Annotated in this window: 14 protein-coding genes; 13 read left to right on the top strand and 1 reads right to left on the bottom strand. The window is 36.9% G+C overall.

All coding sequences use genetic code 11. The features are described 5' to 3' along the window. The first annotated feature begins 52 nt into the window (after window positions 1–52). The 13 genes from CJP74_RS01375 to CJP74_RS01300 all read left to right on the top strand — a co-directional run bounded on the left by CJP74_RS01375 (window position 53) and on the right by CJP74_RS01300 (window position 20,335). The gene (locus tag CJP74_RS01375) at window positions 53–1,231 is read left to right on the top strand and encodes a nucleotide sugar dehydrogenase (protein ID WP_119496487.1); all 1,179 of its coding nucleotides are present in this window, start codon (window positions 53–55) and stop codon (window positions 1,229–1,231) included. Between the two features lie 12 nt (window positions 1,232–1,243). Then, window positions 1,244–2,716: a glycosyltransferase family 2 protein gene (locus tag CJP74_RS01370; protein ID WP_119496486.1), complete on the top strand. Its 1,473-nt coding sequence runs from the start codon at window positions 1,244–1,246 to the stop codon at window positions 2,714–2,716. Continuing rightward, window positions 2,713–4,842 (top strand): capsular polysaccharide biosynthesis protein, encoded by a 2,130-nt coding sequence (locus CJP74_RS01365; protein ID WP_119496485.1) that lies wholly within the window; start codon window positions 2,713–2,715, stop codon window positions 4,840–4,842. The genes CJP74_RS01370 and CJP74_RS01365 overlap by 4 nt, the downstream gene beginning before the upstream one ends. A 21-nt stretch (window positions 4,843–4,863) precedes the next feature. Then, window positions 4,864–6,123 (top strand): capsule biosynthesis protein, encoded by a 1,260-nt coding sequence (locus CJP74_RS01360; protein ID WP_119496484.1) that lies wholly within the window; start codon window positions 4,864–4,866, stop codon window positions 6,121–6,123. Further along, the gene (locus CJP74_RS01355; protein WP_119496483.1) at window positions 6,120–7,304 is read left to right on the top strand and encodes a polysaccharide biosynthesis/export family protein; all 1,185 of its coding nucleotides are present in this window, start codon (window positions 6,120–6,122) and stop codon (window positions 7,302–7,304) included. The genes CJP74_RS01360 and CJP74_RS01355 overlap by 4 nt, the downstream gene beginning before the upstream one ends. 445 nt (window positions 7,305–7,749) lie before the next feature. Continuing rightward, complete coding sequence (locus CJP74_RS01350) at window positions 7,750–8,292, top strand: hypothetical protein (protein WP_119496482.1); 543 nt, start codon at window positions 7,750–7,752, stop codon at window positions 8,290–8,292. Window positions 8,293–8,301: 9 nt separating this feature from the next. After that, window positions 8,302–9,453 carry an AI-2E family transporter gene (locus tag CJP74_RS01345; RefSeq protein ID WP_119496481.1) on the top strand — a complete coding sequence of 384 codons (1,152 nt, stop codon included), beginning with the start codon at window positions 8,302–8,304 and terminating at the stop codon, window positions 9,451–9,453. A 492-nt stretch (window positions 9,454–9,945) separates the two neighbouring features. Beyond that, on the top strand, window positions 9,946–11,130 hold the full coding sequence (locus tag CJP74_RS08050) for a restriction endonuclease subunit S (protein WP_222986826.1): 1,185 nt from the start codon (window positions 9,946–9,948) through the stop codon (window positions 11,128–11,130). A gap of 713 nt (window positions 11,131–11,843) precedes the next feature. Then, window positions 11,844–13,442, top strand: a complete 1,599-nt coding sequence (locus CJP74_RS01330) for a restriction endonuclease subunit S (protein ID WP_345788748.1) — start codon at window positions 11,844–11,846, stop codon at window positions 13,440–13,442. 564 nt (window positions 13,443–14,006) lie between these two features. After that, window positions 14,007–15,371, top strand: coding sequence for a restriction endonuclease subunit S (locus CJP74_RS01320; RefSeq protein WP_119496478.1), 1,365 nt, complete (start codon window positions 14,007–14,009; stop codon window positions 15,369–15,371). A gap of 817 nt (window positions 15,372–16,188) precedes the next feature. Further along, window positions 16,189–17,214, top strand: coding sequence for a restriction endonuclease subunit S (locus CJP74_RS01315; protein WP_147397039.1), 1,026 nt, complete (start codon window positions 16,189–16,191; stop codon window positions 17,212–17,214). A 556-nt stretch (window positions 17,215–17,770) separates the two neighbouring features. Beyond that, window positions 17,771–19,003 (top strand): restriction endonuclease subunit S, encoded by a 1,233-nt coding sequence (locus CJP74_RS01305; RefSeq protein WP_119496475.1) that lies wholly within the window; start codon window positions 17,771–17,773, stop codon window positions 19,001–19,003. A 177-nt stretch (window positions 19,004–19,180) separates the two neighbouring features. Continuing rightward, entirely contained in the window at window positions 19,181–20,335 is a 1,155-nt protein-coding gene (locus CJP74_RS01300; RefSeq protein ID WP_119496474.1) for a restriction endonuclease subunit S, read from the top strand. A 319-nt stretch (window positions 20,336–20,654) separates the two neighbouring features. On the opposite strand, the gene CJP74_RS01295 is transcribed toward CJP74_RS01300, so the two are convergent. Beyond that, complete coding sequence (locus CJP74_RS01295; protein ID WP_119496473.1) at window positions 20,655–25,565, bottom strand: helicase C-terminal domain-containing protein; 4,911 nt, start codon at window positions 25,563–25,565, stop codon at window positions 20,655–20,657. Window positions 25,566–25,590: the final 25 nt, after the last annotated feature.

The following is a 25,590-nucleotide window of genomic DNA, read 5'->3' as shown; positions in this document are numbered from 1 at the left end:
AAGAGAAGACAAGACTCCTGGTCTTGTCTCTCTCTTACTTGGGTTATAGATTATGAAAAAGATAGCTGTAATCGGGGCTGGTTATGTAGGCTTATCTAACGCTTGCATCCTCGCCCAAAAAAATCAGGTGACTTTACTGGAAATTAATCCGGAAAAAGTTGCCAAAATCGAAGCTAAACAAGCACCGATTCAAGAACACGCTATTGCCGAATTCTTAGGAGAAACAGAGCTCCAACTTTCGGCAACCACCGAGGCAGAGCAAGCTCTTACGGGCGTAGATTATGTGGTAATTGCCACGCCAACTAATTATGATCCGGTAGAAAACTACTTTGATACCGAGTCTGTAGAGCAAAGCATTGCCCAAACTTTACGTTATAGCCCGCAGGCTACCATTATTATTAAATCAACGATTCCGATTGGCTTTAGTAATAGTATGCGTGAGCGCTTTGCAACCGAGAGCATTTACTTTTCCCCAGAGTTTTTACGCGAAGGGCATTCTTTATATGACAACCTCTATCCGAGCCGCATTATTGTCGGCGGGACCAGCGAGCAAGCAGCTACTTTTGCCCAGCTGCTAAAAGAGGCTAGTGCTAAAGAAGAAGTAGAAATAATTCTCACAGGCAATACCGAAGCTGAGGCGATAAAACTTTTTGCCAATACCTATCTGGCAATGCGAGTTGCCTATTTTAATGAAATAGATACTTATGCTTCAGTGTATAATTTAGATATAAATCAAATTATTCGCGGCGTGGGTTTAGATCCGCGTATAGGTCTGCATTATAATAATCCAAGTTTTGGTTATGGCGGCTATTGTCTGCCTAAGGACACTAAACAACTACTTGCCAACTATAAAAATATTGAAGAGCAGAGTTTAATTGGGGCAATAGTGGAAGCTAATGACCATCGTAAGGATTTTATTGCCAAAAGCATCTTAGCGACCGGAGCTAAGGTAGTTGGCGTTTATCGTTTAATTATGAAAGCCGGTTCAGATAACTTTCGTGATGCAGCTGTATTAGGCGTAATTGAACGTTTACAAGCCCAAGGAGTTAAAGTAATAGTCTATGAGCCTATGCTCGAAAAAAGCCAAATTCTCGAGCAAGTAACAGTAGTTAATGACTTTGCTACTTTTGCTCAATTGAGTGACCTAATTATTGCTAATCGCAGTGATAGCAAGCTCAGTCCTTATGCCTCTAAAGTATACAGTCGTGATTTATCTGGAACAGATGATTAAAAAGAGGACAAGATGCAGTGGCCATGGTCAACTAAGTTTGCCCATCTCTATAAAGCAAATAACTATCTTGCCGTACGCCAAGAAAAGTTTCCGCGTTGGGGCAAAAAAGAACAACTATATTATATTCTCTGTTTAGCGGCGAGCGGTTACAAGCAAGCTGCCCTGCATTATGCCCATTGGCTTGGTAAAAGGGTGAGCTCGCGCAAGTTTATTCTCGAAGCCTTACCTCTACTTGCCGTGCATTTACCTGCAAGTGCTTTAAGTTGGTATAACCTGCATTATGCTCTAGTTAAAAAACACTATAACTCGAATTGGTTATTACCTCTAGCAGGAGCAGCTAGTGCCGTGGGCAACTTGTCAATGTTAAAACACTTGCTCGTTTGCTTAGAGCAAAGAGACATACGCTTTACGCGCAAGCAACAAGAAAACCTCTATTTTCTTGAAGCTAACTATCGTACTTGGTTAGCCGAGGCGGTTGAAGATTATGTCCCACGTAAAGTCGAGCATATTCTTAAGCAGGAAGAACCCGAAGTAAAAAAACCACGCAAGGTTTCTTATGCTTATCAAGCCTTGTGCCACCTTTGGCAAAGTCAAGGTTTAGCAAGTATTCCGCGTTCGTGCCCAGATTTAACTTTTAATCTCAGTCAATTAGAGAGCTATACGCCGAGTCAAGTTAGCGGTCCTTTAGTAAGTATTATCGTAACCTGTTATAATGCCGAGCAGACCTTATTGCTTGCGGTTAACTCTTTACGAGAGCAAACTTACCAAAATCTGGAAATAATTGTTATCGACGATGCTAGCACTCAGGACATTAAGAGCCTTATTAACCCTGTTTGCCAAGCAGACGCTAGGGTGCGTTATGTGCGTTTACCAGCTAATATAGGCACTTTTGGGGCAAAAAATCTGGCTCTCAAGTTAACCAACGGTCAATTCGTTACTACCCATGATGCCGATGACTGGGCACATCCAGAAAAAATTGCTCGGCAGGTACAACCTTTACTCGAGCACCCTGAGCTTATAGCTACTACCTCACGTTGGTTAAAACTTGACCAAGAAGGGATCTTTACTGCCCGCTTGGTATATCCGCTTATTCGCTTAAATCCAGCCTCACCTCTTTGGCGTAAAGAGCTAGTACTTAGCAAGCTCGGAGGTTGGGATTGGGTAAGAACGGGAGCTGATAGTGAGTTTTTAGCTCGTCTCAAACGTGCCTTTGGGGAAAAGGCAGTTTTAAATCTCCAACAAGTTCTAGTCCTGGGCAATGAATTAGCAACTTCGCTCATGCATGACCCTAAAACTGGCTATTCGAGTTTAATGGGCAGTGCTCAACGTTTAACTTATTTATACGCATGGCAGAGTTTTTTAACTACTGCCCGTCCTGAGCAATTATATTATGAGCCTAATTACCGAGCTTTTGCCGTGCCTCAAGCTCTGGAGATTAATACTGCTAATTTAGCTCAAGATCAAGAATTTATTACTCAATTATGACAGCAATAGCTTATAGCTTTTCGCGTAAATTAATCACTACCTCAGCCCACTTTTTTCCTGAGCTTGAGTTTAAATATGCCTGGCGTAGTCCGCAAGTAAGGGCTGGAGAGATACAAAGTTTCTTTGCTCAAGAGGCTGGTCAGTTTACTCCAGCTCAAGAGGAAATTAACTTAAGTTCGCCTCTAGTTGTAGGTTGGGGCTATCGCCAAACTACGGTTAAAGCTCGGGCCTTAGCCCAAGAGCAAGGTATTAGTTATCTGGCTCTCGAAGACGGTTTTATTCGTTCCTTGGGGCTGGGGGTTACGGGTTCGGCACCCTTATCTCTGGTATATGATCATCTAGGCATTTACTATGATTTATCTGCACCTTCGCGCTTAGAAGAACTGCTTTTAAGTCCTGCGAGCCCAGCAGAATTAGCCCAAGCCGAGCAAGTAGCGCAGTTTATTGTTAAGCATGCCATATCTAAATACAACCATGCTCAAGGTTTTCAGGTGCCAGACAACTATGAGGCAAGTAAACCTGTAGTGCTGGTTGTTGATCAAACTTTCCAGGATATGGCAATAGTGTATGGGCAAGCTGATGAGCAAACTTTTAAACAAATGCTCGCCCAAGCCCAAGCAGAAAACCCGGAAGCCCAAATTTGGATAAAAACTCATCCAGATGTGCTCTGTGGCAAAAAGCAAGGTTATTATCCTCTTGATTTAGAGGGAGTAACTTTTATTGGCGATTGTAATCCGCAAAGTCTTTTAGCTTATGTGGATAAGGTCTATGCCGTGACTTCGCAACTAGGTTTTGAAGCTTTACTTGCGGGTAAGCAAGTAGTTACCTTTGGGGCAAGTTGGTATGGTGCCTGGGGGTTAACTGACGATCGTCATCCTTTTATGCAGGCTTTAGCCTCAACGCCAAGACGCAAAAAACTAACTCTTGCCCATTTGGTATTAGGGGCTTATTTACGCTATCCGCGTTATCTCGATCCTGCTACAGGTAAACCTGGGCATATTTGGCAAGTGTTAACCTACCTTGCCCAACAAAAAATTTTACAGCCGAGTTTACAAGGGCAAATTTATGCTTTAGATATGAGCTTTTGGAAACGAGCAGTAGTAAAACCATTTTTACCACGTGAAGTTAAATTCACTAGCAGTAAAAAACTTGCCAAGCTCTTAGCTAAACAAGGACAAGCTATAGCTAATACCAAGCTCTTAGTTTGGGGGCAAGGCAAGCGCGGACTCGAGTTAGGGGAAAAATATCACCTGCCAATCATTCGCATGGAAGATGGTTTTATTCGTTCGGTAGGTCTGGGCTCGAACCTAGTTGCCCCTGTATCTCTGGTGCTGGATGGACAAGGAATTTACTTTAATAGCCAAACCCCAAGTGCCTTAGAAAGCATTTGCCAAAACTATGCTTTTGCTCCCTATGAACTGGCGCAAGCTCAAGAGCTGCAACAAAGGTTGAGGCAAGAGCAAATTGGCAAGTATAATGTAGGGGAGCTCCAAGTAAATTTAGAGCTTCCAGAGGATAAAACAATAATTCTGGTACCAGGACAAGTAGAAGATGATGCTTCGCTTGCCTATGGTTCGCCTGAAGTAAAGTCTAACCTCGAATTATTAAAACGTGTCAGAGCCTTAAATCCTGAGGCATATATTATCTATAAACCACATCCAGATGTAGTTAGTAAAAACCGTCAAGGGGTACACGAGCTCGAGCAAGTATTACAATATGCCGACCAACAAATAGTAGAGGCAAATATTCTTGCTTTAATCGAGCGCGTAGATCAAGTGCATACTATGACCTCTTTAGCCGGCTTTGAGGCTTTATTAAGAGGCAAACAAGTGCATTGTTATGGCTTGCCGTTTTACGCAGGTTGGGGCTTGACCCAAGATCAAATAGCCTTACCGCGTCGACAACGTAAGCTCAGCCTTGCCGAGTTAATTGCAGCTACCCTTCTGGTATACCCGTTGTATAAACTACCAACCGAGCCAGGCTTTACTAATGCCCTAGCAGCGGTTAAATACTTAGCTGCCCAACGTCAACACCTCAAACAAGTGGCAATAAGCAGTAGTTGGTGGCAAAAACAACAAAATAAGTTAACTCATCTTTATCTCACTTGGCGCCGTAGCAAACGCTAGGTAGCCCTTGCAAGGATTTATATGCGTAATCTGCAAAAAATGACGCAACAAGGGCAAAGATTTCTTTTATTACAAGGACCTATTGGCAATTTTTTTGCTAAACTAAGTCAATGGTTACAAGCTCAAGACAAGCATGTGAGCAAAATAAATTTTAATGGTGGGGATGAACATTTTTATCCGAGCAAAAAATTTAAATCTACCTATAGCTTTCATGATAAGCCACAAGCTTTTAAAGATTATCTTGCCTATATTATTAAAAAAGAAAAAATAGATACTTTAGTCTGTTTTGGAGACTGTCGTATTTATCACCGTCAAGCTAAAGAACTAGCTCAAGAACTTGGTCTTAAGTTCTGGGTGTTTGAAGAGGGATACTATCGTCCTTATTATGTAACTCTCGAAGAGCATGGTGTTAATGCTTATTCTGAGTTACCGCGCGACGCTGAATTCTTTTTACAAGCAACGCAAAATCTCGAAGGCAAACCTGAAGTGCGTGAACCGCCTGCAGGTTTAAGACCCTTAGCTAAGGTTGCTTTTATTTATTACTTTTTTATCTGGTGGATGCGTAATGAGTTTAAATACTATCAACATCACCGTTCGACCAATTTATGGTTTTATACCTATCACCTGATTAAGGCTTGTTTAGTTTACTGGTTAAGCTATTTACCAGAAAAACATCTAATGCATAAAGTAGAAAACAAAGCGTTTACTGACTTTTTTATTTTTCCGCTTCAGTTAGCTATAGATAGCCAAATTAAAGTCCATAGTCAGGCAAAAAGCATGGCAACCTACCTCGGGCAGGTTTTAACTAGCTTTGCCCAAAATGCTCCGCGTCATACCAAATTAATTGTTAAACTGCATCCTCTTGATCGCGGTTTTAGCAACTACAAGTCCTTAATTGCCAAATACACTAAAGAGTATCCGCAATTAAAAGGACGAATAAAATATATAAAAAATATCCCTTTACCCATTTTAATGCGTAAAGCCAAAGGGGTAGTGGTAGTTAACTCTACTTCAGGGTTATCTTCGCTTATTCACGGTTTACCTACTTATACTTTAGGCTACTGTGCTTATAATTTTGCTCGCTTAACTCATCAAGGGAGTTTAGAGAGCTTCTGGAAAACTCCGCAAGCTCCAGAGCAGGTTGTAGAGCGAGCTTATAATCTTTACCACTTGTATCATACGCAAATTAATGGCAACTTCTACACGCGCATATATTTACCCTTGAGTGATCAAGTAGAAGACCTTATCGATTTAACGAACTATTATCACAATAGATTATGAGAAAAATAACTTTTTGCTGGCGCACCCTTCTGGTGGGCACTCTAGCTTTAACTTTGGCTTCTTGTGCCATAGTGCCTAAGTCAGGACCAACTACGAGTGCAGTAGTAAGTGCCGACGGCGAGCAAGTGCCAGATAGTTTACCTCTAGCCGTAATTGATGTAACTAACTCTATTGCCAACCAACTTTTTCAAGGGCAACAGCAACAAAACTTTTCTACCTTTGCACCAAGCAAGCAAGCTAATGGCAGCATAGGTCCAGGCGATGTAGTGCAGGTAATTCTCTGGGAAGCTTCTCCAGCAATTTTATTTGCTACTAACAGTAACCTAGCTAGCGATGCCGCTACAGGTTCGCAAGCAGTTACTTTACCTGGGCAAATGGTAGATTATAATGGTTACATTAGCGTACCTTTTGTGGGACGTGTTTCTGTAGCCGGCAAAACCCCACAACAAGTACAAGCTAACCTTGTGGCTCGTTTAAATAAATTAGCTAACCAACCGCAAGTGCTAGTTCAAGTTACAACTAACAATTCAGAAAATGTAACGGTATTACGTCAAGGGAACAGTGTACGCATGCCTCTAACGGCACATGGCGAGCGAGTTCTTGATGCTGTGGCTGTAGTTGGGGGCGTGGATGCAGGAATTCAAGATATTTCTGTGCAACTTACGCGCCAAGGACAAGTTAAAACTATTTCTTTAGCTAGTCTTGTTACCAACCCGCAACAAAACGTTCGTCTTGAGCCAGGCGATATAGTTTATCTGCTTACTAACCCTCTAAGCTTTACGGCAATGGGAGCAGTGGGTAAAAGTCAAGAAGTTAATTTCTCTGCCCAAGGTTTATCTTTAGCTCAAGCTCTAGCTCGAGTTGAAGGCTTAAATGATAACCTTGCCGATCCAAAAGGACTCTTTGTTTTCCGTTATGTTAATGTTGGCAGCCTCCCAGTTGAGCAACGGCAAAAATGGTTAAGCCAAGGCTATACGGCTGATAATAGTGTTCCTACTATTTATCGCCTCAATTTAAAAGATCCGCAAGCTATGTTCTGGTTACAAAAATTCCCAATTCAGGACAAAGACGTAGTTTACGTATCTAATGCTCCATTTGCAGAGTTCTCTAAATTTGTACGGTCAATTTATTACTTAATTAACCCAACTATTAATTTAGTTAACTCGATTAATGAAGAGTAGAGTAAAGGTTATTTAAAAAAAATAGCAAATACTTAAATGAGAAAACCACTTTAAGTTCTTTAGCTTGCTTTAAGTGAAGCTAGTTCACCTCGAGACAACTAGCCCGAGTCAGCTGTGGACTGACACAAGCAGTCACTACTTGTGCTGAGAAAACTAACTCACCATTTTTTGCTGACAAAATCAGTCACCTCTTGGGCTGACAAACAACTTAAGTAAGTTTAGAGTACTTAAATTAATGTGCAAGGATTAAATTCCTTCTAGTCTTAACCTTTACTCGCTTTTTTGCTTTAAGAAAATCCTTAAAGCAAACAAATAAAAAAATTAGCTCACAAGGGCAGGTTTGCCTGCCCTTGTGCTGGCATAAATAAGATTTTTTTTGGCCTCCATGTGAGGCTTTTTTTATAACTTGGGGTATAATATAAAAGAGTGAATCTCAGGAGGGAATATGCTCGGTAAAGGATTATCACTTAGTCTACTTAGTTGTCTGCTCGTCCTAAGTAGCCAAGCTAATACACAAGTTTCAGTAAAAGGGAATGGCTTTACCAGTCCAGGAAGTAGTACGTTTATTACCTCAGGTGCTCAGGGCACAACTATAGTTTATACCAATGGTAAAAACGGCGAGAAGGTTACAACCTTTGCGCCAAAACAATTTTCCTATCCCTTAAACTTTATTCGTAGTAACAATGCTTACTACAAAACTAATTACTCTTATCTTGATCATATTGACTATGGTTTATACACACGTTACAATCTGGCAAATCAGCTAGCTTTAAACTACAATAGCCAGCAAGTAACTTACAAACCTTATGTTTATATGGGGACTTTTGTTGCTACAGGACGTAGTAATATCTATGGCCATGAGAACTATAGTGCTTCGGTGTTAGGTACGGGAATTACTCTTCCTTTTGTGGGGGGAAGTAAAATTAGCCTCGAAGCAAGTGTAGTTTCTCCTAACTACCAAGACAGCTTTTGGCGTCGGCGTTGGTAATAGGATTTTATGACACAACAACCCAATCACTTGATTAATGTCACCGCATTTATTTTACTTTGCTGTTTAGTGAAGTACTTTTTTGCGGATTTTGCGAATATGTTACTCATCTCGGTAGTGTTTGCCATTATCTTACGCCCGATGATTAACTTTTTAGCCCATCGTTTAAAATTTCCCTTTTTACTTTCGCTTTTAACCATTTTTATTGGTTTTATTATCTGCTGGGTAATTATAGGGCTTATTGTTAATAACACCGTAAACCAGTTTATTAACAACTTCCAAGTTATTACGCAACGTTTATTAGTGCGCATCAATACTCTCCACGACTGGTTATTTCCGTGGTTACAACGTTTAGGTTTAGAGCTTGATCCACAACAAAGTTTAACTTCGATTATAACTGACAATATTAACCCGACCATGGTTACCGAACTTATGAAACGTGTCTGGTTTAGCCTGACAAGTTTTATGTCCAGTATGGTGATAATTATTTTAACCTTGATCTTTATTCTTATAGATATAGATTTCTGGCAACACCGTCTGGGGCAAGTTCTTAAAGACAAACCACAAGGGTTACAACATGTTTATTTAATGTTTAGTGCCGTAGCGACTTACATTAAGAAAAAATTCTTAATCTCTTGCTTAACGGCAGTAACTGTACTAGTGCTTTGTGTTCTTTTCAATGTGCAGTTTGGGGTAATGTGGGCAGTTTTAACTTTTGCGTTTAACTTTATTCCAAACGTTGGGGTGTTTATAGTTTCGGCACCAATGATTGCCCAAGCTTTTATGCTCAATTCTATGGGCACAGCCGTAGGTTTTACTACTGCAATTACCGTAGTGCACTTTTTTACGGGAAATGTAATAGAACCGCGTTACATGTCTAAACATTTAAATCTTTCGAATACTGTTGTTTGGGTGAGTGTTATTTTCTGGGGAATAATCCTCGGTCCGGTTGGGATGCTTTTAGCTATACCTTTAACTACAACTATTCGTATTTTGCTTTCTATGAGTCCACATTACGCAAAACTTGCTTCGATGATGGAAGGAGAGACCTCAAGATACGATGATAGTCAAGAAAAGGTTAATGTGCATCTCTTAGCTCGAGAACAAGCTTTAGCAGAACGCCAAAACAATAAAAGCAAGAAAAAGAAAAACAAAAAGTAGTTAACTTTTTTATTTCAACAAAAAACGAACAACAAAGTTCTAATTTATACTCCTCTGAGTTGCTAAGGCTCAGAGGTTTTTTTATGGGGTGATTTTTTTGCGAGGAAGGAGAGATATTGCGAGAAGATCCTAGTGAGGGGTAGTAGTTTTGTTGGGATAGGGTGAGTAGTTTGTAGGATAGGGTGAGTAGTTTGTAGGATAGGGGATAAGTAGTTTTGCAAGATGAGTGTAAGTAGTTTTGTAATATGAGGGTAAAAGTTGTTTTGTTGTGTGAGGGGAGTAAAGGTAGATGAGTATTTTTGTTGGCTAAGAAAGAAGAGTAATTTGCTTGGGATCTGAGTATTTTGCTTGGCGAGCGAGGGCTTTGGGGTATAATAGACAAAGCACTTCCTTTGCTTAAGCAAGAAGCAAGCAAAACAAAACTAATTTCCTAGCTCAACTTAAGATTGTTTCAATCCAAGAAGTTGAAAAATTTTTGCACAAATAGATTTTATGGAAACCACAAAAGATTTACTTCTTCCTGAATTGCATTTCTTAGGCACAGCTTACTCTACCACTACCCTAGGCAAGATCACTTATTTTGCTAATGGTAAGGGGTATGAGCATGAGCAAAGAAGTTCAGGAAAATATGAATTGATTAACTTAAACTCGGTGTCTATAGACGGAGGCTTAAAGTCTTCGGGCAAGTTTATTAATAATTCCGAGCAAACTCTCCTTAAAAACGACCTCGTAATGGTTTTAAGTGACCTTGCCTATGGTAATTTTTTAGGTAAAGTAGCAATAATCCCTGAGGACAATAAATATGTTCTCAATCAAAGGGTAGCTCTGTTACGAGTGATAAACGAGAATATAGATCCTTACTACCTCTTTACGTACATTAATGCCAAACAAAAGTATTTCAAAAGCATGGGGGCAGGTACTTCACAGTTAAATCTAGGTAAAGATGCGGTATTAAACTTTCCTGTGAGCTATCCTGACTTTGCTGAACAAAGAAAAATTGGTAACTTATTTAGAGAAGTAGATACAAAAATTGCATTATTAGAGCAAGCTTGGCAAACGGGGCAAGAATTAAAAAGTTCGCTTATTTACAAGCTTCTTGCCGTACAAGCAAATGGTCAACCTCAGTTAAGATTTACAGGTTTTAGTCAACCTTGGGTAAAAGAGCAAGTAAAAAATGTCTTTGATGAAATTACCCGCGGACAAGTGCTAGCTGTATCTAAGATGAGTAGTGTAGCAACTCCCGAGTATCAATATCCTGTTTACTCTTCGCAAACTTTAAATAATGGGGTAATAGGCTATTACAAGCAGTATTTATTTGAGAATGCTATTACTTGGACTACCGATGGCTATGCAGGACGCGTTACTTATCGTCCTGGTAAATTCTACAGTACAAATGTAAATGGTGTGCTAATTTCACATCGAGGCTTAGCTAACAAGGTTATTGCTGAAGCTTTAAACCGCGTAGCTCATAAATATGTAGCTAAAGGAGGCATTCCTAAGCTCATGAACAATGTTATGGCAATAGTAGAGTTTGAGTATCCTGTAGAGGGAGAAGAGCAAGCTAAACTAAGTACTTTCTTTACTGAGCTAGATCAGTTAATAGATTCTTATCATAGACAACTAGAACTCTATAAAAAGCTCAAGGCTGCTCTAGTACAAAAAGTTATAGTACCTTAAAAAAAACACCTTTACCTATCTTTATCTCCAATAAGCAAAGAAAAGAACAAAACAAGAAGAACAAAGCAAGTAAAAAAGCAAGCAAAGAAAACAAAGCAAAAAACAAGTAAGCTTTTTTTCTGGTCTCAAGTTGCTTAAATAGGTTTTAGGTTGAAGTTAAAAAAGAGTAAAAAAAGTAAAAAAATACATAAAATTTTTTACACTTTTAAATAAAACTTTTGTATAATAAAAGGACAGAGATTCTATTAAACTTGACAATTAATTATAGTTTCCAACTATATTAATTTAAGAGTCCTTATTTAAAACGTTATAAATTATGGATCCGAAGAGCACCTCTCTTCGGATTTTTTTATGAGCAAAATTTTTACTAAGAATGTTTGTGAATCTTTTTAGTAAAAAGTCCTCAGTAAAGAGCCCTCGATTTTTTTATGTATCGAGGGTTAATTTACATAATAAGCTTTAAATAAATACTGGTATTTGGCAAGAAATACTTTAAGTTTCGGTTATAATAAGTTTTATTATGCTTGTAAACAAGTAATTTTTTTCAAAAATTAAGAAAATATCATGACAAAACAGATTATACAGGGTACTTTACCTAGTTTTACTGGGTATAGTGGACCTTGGGTAATAGAAAAAATGAAGAAATTCTTCGTAAAATCTACTCAAGGACAGGTGCTGGCAGTGCCTAAAGCCAACACTATTTTAGCCCCTATATATATCCGTTCCAATCATTAGAAGATATAGATAATGGGGTCTCAGGATACTCTAAAGAATACTTATCTAGGAATGTTACAACTAGTACTTTATCTTTCCTTGGAGGTAAACTTTATAGTAGCCATGTAAATAGTGTTCTTGGCTTTAAGAACACGTTTGCAGATAAAGCTATAGCTAAAACTTTAAGCAAGTTTAAGCATGTAGCTACAGCAGGAAATGCTAATAGCAAGTTAGAAGAAGTAAAATTTATTATTCTAACGGATCCTGCTGAGCAAAGAGTAAGAGACTTCTATCTAGATGTTAATAGTAAGGTAGTTTCTCAAGAAAACTCCTTAAATTCATTTAGACCTTCTAAAACTACAGTTAGTAAAAATGTAATTCAGCCTGAATTAAGATTTCCAGGTTTTAAGGATCCTTGGCACACTAAAACTTTAAAGCAGTTATGTGAATGGAGTAAAGGTTCTGATTTACAAAAAGATAAATTAAATTATGAAGGAAAAGGAGAACTAGCTCTTCATTATGCTCAACTTTTTTCTTTTGGTAATTTTATATTTCCAAAAGATATAGTTACTTATACAGAATCTAATGAGGGGGTATATATTCCATTAAACTCTTTGCTATTTGCTGATTCATGTAAAACCCCTTCAGCATTAGCAATCACAAGTGCGATTGATACTCCTAACGTCAGAGCTTCTAGTGGTACAATAATCGGAAGTATGAATAAAAGGACTGACGCCTCTTTTATATCTTTTCAACTAAATTGGAAAAAGCATCTTTTCACACCTTACATTACAGGAACTGGTGTAGGTCATATTAGTGCTAAGGGGTTAAGCTGTATTAAAGTTAATGTAACTTCATTAGAGGAACAACAAAAAATCGGTAACTTCTTTAAAGATATAGATGAAATAATATCAGAATCTAAAAAAGTTAATAAGGTTTTTTTAGAGATACGCAATAGCTTAGCCTATCAAATGACAGCAAATTCTTTAGAAGAAGCTCCTAACTTAAGGTTCTCTTCTTATAAAGAAAAATGGAAAAGAGTTCTCTTAAGTGATATAGTCGAAATCATGGGGGGAGGAACTCCTTTAACAACAAATCCAGAGTTTTGGGAAGGTGGAACGGTTAATTGGTTTACTCCTGCAGAGATTGAAAACAATAAAGTTTATATATCCGATAGCGAGAGAAAAATAACTGAAGCTGGTTTAAAATCCAGTTCAGCAAAAATATTACCTATAAACTCAGTACTGTTTACTTCTAGAGCGAGTATAGGTAAAGCTGCTATTTTGTCTGCAGAAGCCTCAACAAACCAAGGATTTCAATCCTTTATTCCTAAAGAAGGTAAATCTCTAACTTACTTTATTTATCTGCTAACAGCTAGGGTTAAAGATTTTGCATTAAAAAATGCAACAGGAACTACTTTTTTAGAGGTGTCATCTTCAACATTAAAAAGTATGTTAGTAAGAATTCCTAGTTTAGAAGAGCAAGAAAAGATAGCTAAACTTTTTGCTGATTTAGATAAGTTATATGAAACAAGAAGTAGTTATATAAAAAACATTGAATTACTAAAACAAGCATTATTACAAAGAATGTTTATTTAAAAAGCATGCAAATAGTCCTCGACACATTGTGTTGAGGACTTATTTATTATGCTTATCTCATATCGATCTAAAGAGGCGTTTTCTGTATTAATGATTTTTCTTTCGGTTATAATATTTACTATCGCCAAATACAATAAAGTTATCCAAATTAAGATAACTCTTTCAAAAATTAAGAAAATATCATGACAAAACAGATTATACAGGGTAATTTACCTAGTTTTACTGGGTATAGTGGTCCTTGGGTGATAGAAAAAAGTAAAAAGATCTTCGTAAAATTGACCCAAGAGCAGGTACTGACAGTGCCTAAAGCCAACACTATTTTAGCCCCTATATATATATCCCTTCCAATTATTAGCAGATATAGATAATGGGGTCTCAGGATACTCTAAAGAATACTTATTTAGGAAGGTTACAACTAGTACTTTATCTTTCCTTGGAGGTAGACTTTATAGTAGCCATGTAAATAGTGTTCTTGGCTTTAAGAACACGTTTGCAGATAAAGCCATAGCTAAGACTTTAAGTAAGTTTAAGCATATAGATTCAGCAGGAAATGCTAATCGCAAGTTGGAAGAATTAAAATCTAGTATTCCAACTAATTCTGCTATACAAGTAAAGGTATGGAATACCTTTACAACCCCGATAAATAATGTATTTAAGGAAAGTACCTTAAATACTCCTAAATCAAGCAATAAGGTTGCCTCTGTAAAACCTGTAGCTAGGAAGAAGCGAGATCAACCTAGATTAAGGTTTCCTGAATTTACTAGAAAATGGAGCACCTCTACATTATCTAAGTTTTTAGAGCTTCCTATACAAGAAAAAGTTGAGGTTACTTCTATAGATCAATTGCTTACTTTAAGATTGCATTTAAAAGGATTGGCTCTGTGTAAAGATATTAACCTACAACTAGGTGCAACCGATTATTATAAAAGAACAGCAGGTCAATTAATCTATGGTAAGCAAAACTTTTTAAATAAAGCGATAGCAATAATCCCTAAAGAGTTTGATGGAAAATGTAGTTCAAAAGATGTTCCTTCTTTCAATATAAAATATGGTGATCCAGACTTTATATATTACTGCATAACAAGAGATTCATATATTAAATCCAAAGAGATGTATGCTAAAGGAACTGGATCAAAAAGGATATCTGAAAAATCTATTTTAACTTTTGAAATTATATTTCCTTCACTAGAAGAGCAACAAAAAATAGGTAACTTCTTTAAAGATATTGAAGAAAAGATATCTTCCTTAAACAACGCCATTAATGTTTTAGTGAAATTAAAGTCTTCTCTAGGACAAAAAGTTTTCCCTATAAACGATAACAAAAAACCTGAGCTGAGATTTGCTGGATTTAGTTCAGACTGGAAAAGTACTAAGTTAAAGGAGTTCTGTACTTGGAGTAAAGGATCTGACCTAAAGAAAGATAAATTAAACTTTGAAGGGAAAGGTGATTTAGCTCTCCATTATGGTGATCTATTTGCTTTAAAAGGTTATATCACTAGAGAAAGTCTTTTAACTTACACTGAGTATGACGAAGGAGCATACATCCCAACGAACTCTCTTTTATTTCCAGATTCAGATGTAACTCCTTTAGGCTTAGCAACAGCAAGTGCAATAGACACACCTAATGTTAGAGCTTCAGGTGGAGTAATAATAGGGGCGATAAAAGATGCTAATGTTGCTTCAAGTTTTATTGCTGAACAGTTAGTTTGCAACAAAGAAAAATTCTATCCTTTTATTACTGGTACAACTGTTAGACATATTAATCCTAAAGGTTTAGAAGCAATTAAAGTGCTTATTCCTTCTTTAGAAGAGCAACTTAAAGTAAGTAGTCTCTTTAAAGAGTTAGAGGCTTTAGAGAGAAAGCTTATCAAGCAAAAAACTAATTACGAAGTTTTTAAACAAGCTTTATTACAACGTATGTTTGTATAAACTAAATAAGTCCTCGACACTTTGTGTTGAGGACTTATTTATTATGCTTATCTAATATCGATCTAAAGAGGCGTTTTCTGTATTAATGATCTTTGTTTCGGTTATAATATTTATTATCGCCAATACAATAAAGTTATCTCAATTAAGATAACTCTTTCAAAAATTAAGAAAATATCATGACAAAACAGATTATACAGGGTACTTTACCTAGTTTTACTGGGTATAGTGGACCTTGGGTAATAGAGAAAATGAAGAATTTCTTCATAAAACCTACCCAAGAACAGGTGCTGACAGTGCCTAAAGCCAACACTATTTTAGCCCCTATATATATCCGTTCCAATCATTAGAAGATATAGATAATGGGGGCTCAGGATACTCTAAAGAATACTTATCTAGGAATGTTACAACTAGTACTTTTTCCTTCCTTAGAAGTAAACTTTATAGTAGCCATGTAAATAGTGTTCTTGGCTTTAAGAACTCGTTTGCAGATAAAGTTATAGCAGGAAATAATAGCAAGTTAGAAGAATTATTAAAATCTAGTATTCCAACTAATCCAGCTATACAAGTAAAGGTATGGAATACCTTTACAATCCCTATTAACAATAATGTATTTAAGGAAAGTACCTTAAATACCACTAAATCAAGCAATAAGGTTGCCTCTGTAAAATCTGTAGCTAAGAAGAATCGAGATCAACCTAGAATAAGGTTTCCTGAATTTACAGACAAATGGAGCACCTCTACATTATCTAAGTTTTTAGAGCTTCCTATACAAGAAAAAGTTGATGTTACTTCTGTAGATCAATTGCTTACTCTAAGATTGCATTTAAAAGGATTGGCTCATTGTAAAGATGTTAATCTAAAACTAGGAGCAACCGAGTATTATAAAAGAACAGCAGGTCAATTAATCTATGGTAAGCAAAACTTTTTAAATAAAGCGATAGCAATAATACCTAAAGAGTTTAATGGAAAATGTAGTTCAAAAATGGTTCCTTCCTTTAATATTAAATATGGTGATCCAAATTTTTTATATTACAACATTACCAGAGATGCGTTTCTCAAATCTAAAGAAATGCATGCGAATGGGACAGGATCAAAACTTGTAACTGAAAAAGCTATATTAACTTTTGAAATTATATTTCCTTCATTAGAAGAACAACAGAAAATAGGTAACTTCTTTAAAGACGTTGACAATAAAATTACTAGTCTACAAAATACATTATCGATAACAAAAGAACTAAAACGAACCTTAATTTCGAAGCTTCTTGTTGTGAAAAACGGAGAACAACCTGAATTAAGATTTCCTGAATTCTATGTGCCATGGGTAAAAAATAAAGTAAATCATATTTTTGATGAGATCACTCGTGGCGAAGTTCTTCCAATGAATAAAATTAAGGAATTACCAACGACAGAGTATAAATATCCTGTATATTCCTCTAAAATCACAAATTATGGTATTGCTGGATATTATAATCAATATTTATTTGAAAACTCTATCACTTGGGCTACAGATGGAGCTTATGCTGGTACGGTAGCTTTTAGAAAGGGTAAGTTCTTCAGTACCAATATTAATGGAGTATTGCTTTCTAACAAAGGTTACTCCAATACAGCAATGGCTGAAATTTTAAATCTAGTTACTTATAAACATGTGTCTAGAGCAGATAATCTTAAGCTAATGAACACAACGATGGCTGAAATTTTAATCTTTTATCCTAGTGAAATTTCAGAACAACATCAAATTTCAAGTTTTTTAACAGAGATTGATAATTTAGTTTTTACTTACGAAAGAGCTATAGAAAATCACAAGACTCTAAAACAAGCTCTATTACAACGTATGTTTGTTTAACCCAGTGATTAAAGTCCTCGACACTTAGTGTTGAGGACTTATTTATATTGTAGAAAGTATTAAAGAGGCGTTTTCTATATTAATGATCTTTCTTTCGGTTATAATATTTACTATCGCCAAATACAATAAAGTTATCCTGATTAAGATAACTATTTCAAAAATTAAGAAAATATCATGACAAAACAGATTATACAGGGTACTTTACCTAGTTTTACTGGGTATAGTGGACCTTGGGTAATAGAAGAAATGAAGAAAATCTTCGTAAAATCTACCCAAGGACAGGTGCTGACAGTGCCTAAAGCCAACACTATTTTAGCCCCTATATATATATCCGTTCCAATCATTAGAAGATATAGATAATGGGGTCTCAGGATACTCTAAAGAATACTTATCTAGGAATGTTACAACTAGTACTTTATCTTTCCATGGAGGTAAACTTTATAGCAGCCATGTAAATAGTGTTCTTGGCTTTAAGAATACGTTTGCAGATAAAGCTATAGCTAAAACTTTAAGTAAGTTTAAGCATATAGCTGCAGCAGGAAATATTTATCTGAAGTTGGATGAATTAAGATTATACACTTCAACAAATCCTGCTGAACAAGTAAAGGAACAAAACACCTTTACAGACTCCATTAAAAAAAGCTCGGCTAAGAAGACAAGTAACCAACCTAAATTAAGGTTTGCTGGATTTAGTAAAGACTGGAATAAGACTAAACTAGGAGATCTTGTAAGCATTACGACTGGTAAGGTTAACTTAGATGAAGCTGATGAAAATGGTAAGTATAACTTTTATACCTGTGGTATCAAAGTTTTAAAAACAAATTCATATGCATTTGAAGGACCTGCGATAACTATAGCAGGTAATGGATCCATTGGCTTTATGCAGTTAGTTGATGGAAAGTTTAATGCTTATCAACGAACATATGTATTGCAGAATTTTAAAGCAGATCGTAGTTTTATATTTAATGTAATAAAGAAGCCTCTGGATAAGAAAATTAAAATGGAATCTAGAGGTGGTGTTATACCATATATAGTTCTTGATATGCTCACTGATCTGCACTTTCATTTACCTGAAGAAATAGAACAACAAAAAATAGGTAACTTTTTTAAAGATCTTGATAAACTAATTCAGATGTCTAAAGTTTTGAAAGAGAATTACTCCATATTGAAAGAATATCTACTTCGTCAGTTGATTCCTTCAACAAGAAATCCAATTCCAAGATTAAGATTTGCTTCTTTTGATAGTCCATGGGATGTGATTACTTTTGAGAAAATAGGCTCGGTAAAATCTTGTAAGAGGGTGCTTATAGAGCAGACTACACCAGAAGGTGATATACCTTTTTATAAAATAGGAACTTTTGGTGGACAGGCTGATGCTTACATTACTCGTGAGTTATTTGAAACTTATAAGAGTAAATATCCATATCCTAAAAAAGGCGATGTGATGATGTCTGCAATTGGGACTATAGGAAAAAGTATAGTTTATAATGGCGAAGAAGCGTACTATAAGGATTCTAATATTATTTGGTTAACAAATGATAAAGGTATTGATAGTAAATTTTTACAAATTTTATTAAGTATAGTAAATTGGGGTGCTGAAGGTAGTACTCTTCGTAAGATTAGTAGTAAAGATATATTAAATATGCTTACGGTTCTCCCTAGTAAAGAAGAACAGATAAAAGTTTCTAATTTAATTACAGACGTGGAAAATCATATTAAAGAGCTATCTTCTAAAATATCTTCTCTTGAAAGGTTTAAGCAAGCTCTTTTACAAAGAATGTTTGTTTAAGCTTTAAATTACATATAAGTCCTTAACACTTTGTGTTGGGGACTTATTTATATTGCAGAAAGTATTAAAGAGGCGTTTTCATATCAATGATGATCCTTCTTTAGGTTATAATATTTACTATTGTTACATATAAAATACGCTCTAAAGAGCAAAATTACCAAAAATTAAGAAAAAATCATGACAAAACAGATTATACAGGGACCAACACTCAGATTTCCTGAGTTTAGTACTCCTTGGGTAAGAGATCAAGTTAAGAATATCTTCGATGAAATAACTCGTGGACAAGTACTTGCAGTATCCAAAATGAGTCCTGTTCCTACCCCTATATATATATATCCTGTTTATTCATCACAGACAGTGAATAATGGAATTATCGGTTACTACAACGAATACCTTTTTGAGGACGCTATAACTTGGACTACCGATGGTTATGCAGGACGTGTAACATTTCGTTCAGGAAAGTTCTATAGTACTAACGTAAATGGAGTTCTTATTTCTCATCGTGGATATAGTAACAAAGCTATGGCAGAAGCTCTCAATAGGGTTGCTTTTAGGTATGTGGCTAAAGCTGTTATTCCTAAGTTAATGAATAATGTGATGGAGCAGATAGTGTTTACTTATCCTCCTGATCTTGCAGAACAGCAAAAAATCGGTAACTTCTTTAAAGATGTTGACAATAAGATAACTAGTCTACAAAATGCATTATCTAAAATAAAAGAACTAAAACAGTCTTTAATCTATAAACTTCTAGTTGTTAAAAACGGAACTCAACCTGAACTAAGATTTCCTGAGTTTACCTATCCATGGTCTGAAAATAAAGTAGAAAATATTTTTGATCGTTTTATCAGTGGTGAGATTAAAAATGTAACAGACCTTGTTAAGGATAAACAAACTGAAACTTATAAATATCCTGTTATTACTTCTCAAACAACAAATAACGGTATTTGTGGATATAGTGACACTTATTTATATAGCGACTGCATAACCTGGGCTACTCATGGTGCTAATGCTGGAGCTGTATTTTATAGGGAAGGAAAGTTCCTTGCAAGTGAACTTTGTTCAATGGCTATTTCAGATAAAGGGTATGGCAATTTTGCTATGGCTGCTATCTTAAATAATGAAGCATACAAACATGCTACCAGAGCTGGAATTCCAAAAGTTAGTAAGACAACTTTTAAGCAGATTGTAATAAAATATCCTCAAGATCTTGCTGAGCAACAAAAGCTAAGCAACCTCTTTAAAGATCTTGATAATTTATTCTCTCAATTAGAACTAACTATTGAACACCACAAAACCCTAAAACAAGCCCTTCTCCAAAGAATGTTTGTTTAAGTAAAAAAAATCCTAAAAACTGAAAAAAATTTCCCATTTTCTAAAAAATGGAGTAAAATATATGAGTATTCACTAAATTGGAACTAGTGAATAATCTTTTGAGGGTCCCTAAGCTTTTTTTTGCTTCAAGCTTACGAGTCCTTGAAAAATTTAAAAGGGTATGTCCGAAAAAGGTTTTTCCTTTTTCGGATTTTTTATGCAAAAAAAAATAGGACGCAACATAACGCTGTGTCCTATTCGCATGTATTTAAGTTTACAGAATGCAAATATAATAACATATAAATGTTATAAATTTCTAGATTTCCTTTTTAGATATTTCTTATTCTTCTATAAGTTCCTCATCGTTCTTTCTAACTTGAGTTTTGCGTTGATGATAGAGCTCTTCTTGTTGATCTAAAAAGTTTAACGCCTGTCCAAGGTTGCCTTGGAAATCAAGAACATAGTTTGGATAATCAATTGGCATATTCTGTTGCAGATAAGCTTTTTTGCCATGGTCAAGAAGCATAATTAAACCAAAGTCATCTTCGGTTCGAATTAAGCGTCCTAAGCCCTGCTTAAAGATAATATAGCCATCGGCATTATAGTACTGTGAGTAATAGTAGTTAGAGTTTTGCGCATAGAGCTTACTTAAAGTATTGTAATAAGCATTGAGTTGTGGATTTGGATATTTATCCATAATAATTAATGAGAGCTTATCCCCTTTAATATCTACCCCTTCCCAAAACGAACGTGTCGCTACCACCACTGTACGTGGATCGCTTTTGAGGCTTTCAATAAGAAAGTTATTGGTAACTTCACGGTCTTGCCATAACACCTTGAACCTTGCCTTATCTACGGCATCTTCTTTTTCAGCAAGAGTTGGCACTTGACGATTTTTCTCAAAATCTGCCATAACTTGCTTTTCTACCATAGTATCAAGCATTTCCTGTAATTTTTTACTCACATATTTTACGCGTTGATTTGAAGTACATAACCAGAGGCAACGTCCTTTATTGCGATAAATTAAAGCAGCCGCGTCGTTTTCGCCTTTGTTGTTTTGCATATAAAAATATGCTCTTTGGTGATGACGAAACGGTGAAGCTACTATATCAACATTGGCGTATTTTATTCCCAGAGTTTGGGTAAAACGCGAACAATCTTGAGCAATACTAAGAGTTGCCGAAGTAAGTACCCATTTGGCTTTAGCAAAAGCCGAGCGTAAATTACTAAAGGCTTGAATTGACTCGAGCGGTTTTAAATTAAAGACAATTTGCTTGCGTTGCTCATCTACATCAAGCATTACATAAGCATACTTTTGTCTTTGGCTGTCAGTGTAACCTGTATAGCGACTAAAGTAAGATAAAACCTCATACATTTGATTGAGTGTTTCAAGTTTAAACTCGGCATCACGAATTTCCTTTTGAATCAAGGCATTGCTTTGCTCGACCTCTTGGGCTGTGAGTTCGCCAGGAGTTTCAAGATCTTTTTCCAAGCGACTAATTTGCTCTCGGAGCATCGGCTTGATTTTTTGGTAGAGGCGACGCATGCGAGTAAAGGCCTGCATTACTAATTCCCAAGGGGTAGCTTGAGGTTCATCTTGTTGCCAAAAGTTTACTTGCTTGGTAATAAAGCTACTATGCCAAGTGCGAGCAATTGCCAGATCCATTGGACTTTCAAGACCACGTTGTAATAATTGCCCAGGCGTAGGTGCTACCGCATGTCCTGGATGTAAAGCTAACTCAGCCCAGCAGTATTCTTTGCTGGTGTAGTTGACATAGTTGAGGTTGTTTTTCTTGACTTCTTGCTCGTGGACATTTTCGGCAATATAAAACAAAGTATTTTGCAAGTTAACAATGGTATGCTTGAGCATTTCAATTTCTTGCCTAATCCCTGTATAAGCACGATTGAGTCCTTGTTGGGCAAGGCTCTTAATTAAGCCCAGTTGCCCCTGAGTGAGATTTTTCTCAGGTTGAGGCAAGTCAAGAGGGCGAATGGCATTTAACTCTTTAACTTGAGCTTGTAATTGTTCGATATGATGCTCGAGCTCAAGTTGCTGATGCGCTTTATTAAACAGAGTTATCTCTTTGGCTTCAAACTCAGGCGGACAAGGGATTTGCTCGAGTTGTTCTGCAAATTTACAGCCTAGTTGATGCTCGCTAAGAGCTTGCTCTTGCAATAAGGCAACTATAGTAAGAGCCAGACGTAAATTATCTGTCACTTGCTTATCCTGCCAGTTTTGCAGTTGAGCAAGGCTTAATTTAAGTTGGCGATAATCACTTACTCCAGTTAAGGCTTGTAACTCTGCCTCTTGGCTCGTAAAGAACTTACCCAGAGCTTTTAAGTGCGGATACTGATTTACAAAAGCACTCATGCGTTGGCTAGCATCCTTGCCTAACCAGTTTTGTACGAACTGAGCATTTTGAGGTTGCTCGAGCAAATAGAGTACCTTGCCTTTGTAGTTAATTCTTTGTTCGCCCGTAAAGATATTACGAGCTTGCTCAAGGTAGCTAAGCAGATCACGAGCTCGAGTGTTGCTCAGTTCTTTTTTATGCTCTTGATTGAAGTTTTCTTCGCAAGCATTGAGTTGCTCTATGTAACCTTGTAAGGCTTGCAAGCGTTTTTTCTCGCTTTTAACTTGAGCTTTTAAGCTCTCGAGTTGGGGAGCAAAAAGCTCTTGCCATTTGTCTTGGCGATAGCTCAGAGCTTTAGTTTGAGCAAGATAACGTTTTTCTTCTTGAGCTTGATCGAGAGGAGCTAAAAGATCGCGTCCTAAAGTTCGTCCTGCCTCTACTAGATGCTCGGCAGGATAAGTTAAGAGAGAAAAACTATAGTTAGGGCGTTTGTTTTCTTGATCGGCAACTAGCACTAGGTCACTGGCACTAACGCTTGTTTGTTCACCATAAAACTCTAAATCAAGCAGGCTTTCTTTGTGTACTTTACTGCTGGTGCCCAGATTTAACTGATTATGCCCACGCAATAAAGCTTGGGTCATTTGCCAAGCTTGCCCATAGCGTTGCTTAAAGTCAACAACTACTTGTAAAGGGTTAACCCAAGCTCTTGGACTGTTCTCGTGCTGTTGGCGCCAATCTTGTATTTGTTTTACCAGTCTTGACTCCACTGGGACATTAAGCACATTTAAGTTGGCAAGAATATTGCCGTCTGGTGTGCTAAGTTGGCGATTTTGTTCATAGAGTAGAAGCTCTCTTTGCCAACTTAGAGGCAAGCTAGCATACTCAGGCTTACACCAAATTGACAAATTCTTACTAAAGAGCTGATAGTCCTTGGCAGCTAAGCCAGCCAGACTTTGCTGGAGCGAGCTAAGAAAATGATTCACTTGCCCTTGTTTGTTTTTACTATAGGCAAGGTTAGCTTCTTGACTTAAAAACCAAGCTACAGGTAAATAATCTATACCAGGTAAATGACAACGTGCCTGAGCAATAAACTCTTCAGTTTGGGCAAGGCTTTCACTATCAACATAGTCAGGGAAATATGCCCAAGCATTGTCTTGCAGATCACTAAAAGGTGCCGTGTACATATTATTGGACATAGGTAATTCTTTGAGTTCATTACTTATGTCGGTAAGAACATTGAGCATTTCTTCAGGGGTAATGCGAATAGCCTCACTATTGGTGAGAACATGAGGCAGGTTATGTGCCTCATCGACAATAATTGCTTGGCAGTCTTTATTTAATCCTTCGCTATTAGCTTGATAGTACAGCGTATTATGATTGAGAATAACTAGTTTTGCTTCTTTTACTTTTTCTCTTACTTGTAAATATGGGCATTTTTGCGCATATTTACAATTGTTCATACTACACTCTTTGCGGTTAAGAAAAAGAAAACTGCGTTGTTCTTCGTTTACGCGTAATTTACCAGGCAAGTTATCAAAATCAAGTTTGTGAACTGCGTCTTCCTGGGTTATGAGCCAGCGGTTTAATTGCTCAATTAAATAGCCACTAAAAGCAACTTCGTGCCCTTCATTGATAATGGATTTGTTAGTAGTTGCTTGGATTACCAGGTCTTGTTTGGTTTTACCTCGTTTTACATGGTAAAGCGAGGATAAAAAAGAGTCTTCGTCTTGGTAGTCATTACGTAAAAAAGCTAAAGCACGAGGACAAAAGTAGTTACTTTGTCCTTTAAAAACTATATGGCGCATGCCCGTAAGATGCTCGGTTGGCCAGTCAAACTCGAGAGCCCGGAGGTCTACAGCATAGGGATCTTGCACCACCTTGCCGAACTCAAGGTCTTTTTGTAGTTGGATTTTAGTTGCCTCAACCTGCTCTTTTACTTTTTGGTACTCAGACTGACTTAGAGACTTGAATTTTTGTTGAATATGTAATTGCAGCTTTTGTGCTTTTTGACTCAGCTGAATAATCGTTTGGATTAACTCAGGTAGTTCTTTGCTTAGTTGCTCTTGCAGAGCCTTCATAAAAGTAGAAACGATTACACGTTGATTGGCAAAGAGAATTGGCACTAAATAAGCAAAGGATTTACCCGTTCCTGTTGGTGCTTCACGGACAAGAGTTTTTTCGTCTTGCTGTAATTGCTCAAGTTCGGGACTAAGAAAAGCATTGCTCGCAGCTTTAAAGTACTCATCGCCAACGTCAGGTGTTTCCACTTCAGGGCTAGCATTAGACTCAAGGTAGTCGGCTAGTTTTTTGCCTAGTTCAATTTGCTGGCTCGAAGCTTTAAAATCTTCGCTATAAACTTGATTGAGTTTACTCAGGCTCTTTTTTAATTGTGCCGAACTTTGCTCGTCTTCTTGAAAAAACGCTAAAACGGTGGCATAGGCAAGGAGGTTGAGTTCTTCAACCTGTTTTTCTGGAACTTGTTGACTGAGTTCTTGATAATTAGCTTGCGCTAGTTGCTGTAAAAATTGAATTTTTATCGGAGTTGGATCTAGCTCACTTAAAGTTAAACCTTGTTGTAGACTTTGATTGAAATTAGCCTTTTCGAGGCTTTTTTGGTAGACTTTGAGGAGCGAATCTAAAATATGGAGCACGGCTTTTTGCCCCTGCTGCATTAAAGCAACAAGAGCTATACCCTGATCAAGATCGGGTTGGGGTGAATTAAAGTGCTGAGCAAGAATTTTACTCAGATGAATTTGTTCTTGCTTTTGGCTATTAGTGCCTTCGAGCAAATTAGCTATAGCACAAGCAAGTTCTACTTGCTCGGGGCGATATTTGAATTTGTCTTCTTCGAGGCGTGCCAGAAGAATGAAAAAAGATTGGACGTAGTTCTTTAGACTCATAGAGTAAAAATGCAGTTTTCGTTAA

Source organism: Psittacicella melopsittaci (assembly GCF_003585925.1).
Taxonomy (GTDB): Bacteria; Pseudomonadota; Gammaproteobacteria; order Enterobacterales; family Psittacicellaceae; genus Psittacicella; species Psittacicella melopsittaci.
The sequence above is the reverse complement of the archived record's forward strand: the minus strand, read 5'-3'. Positions and strand labels throughout refer to the sequence as shown.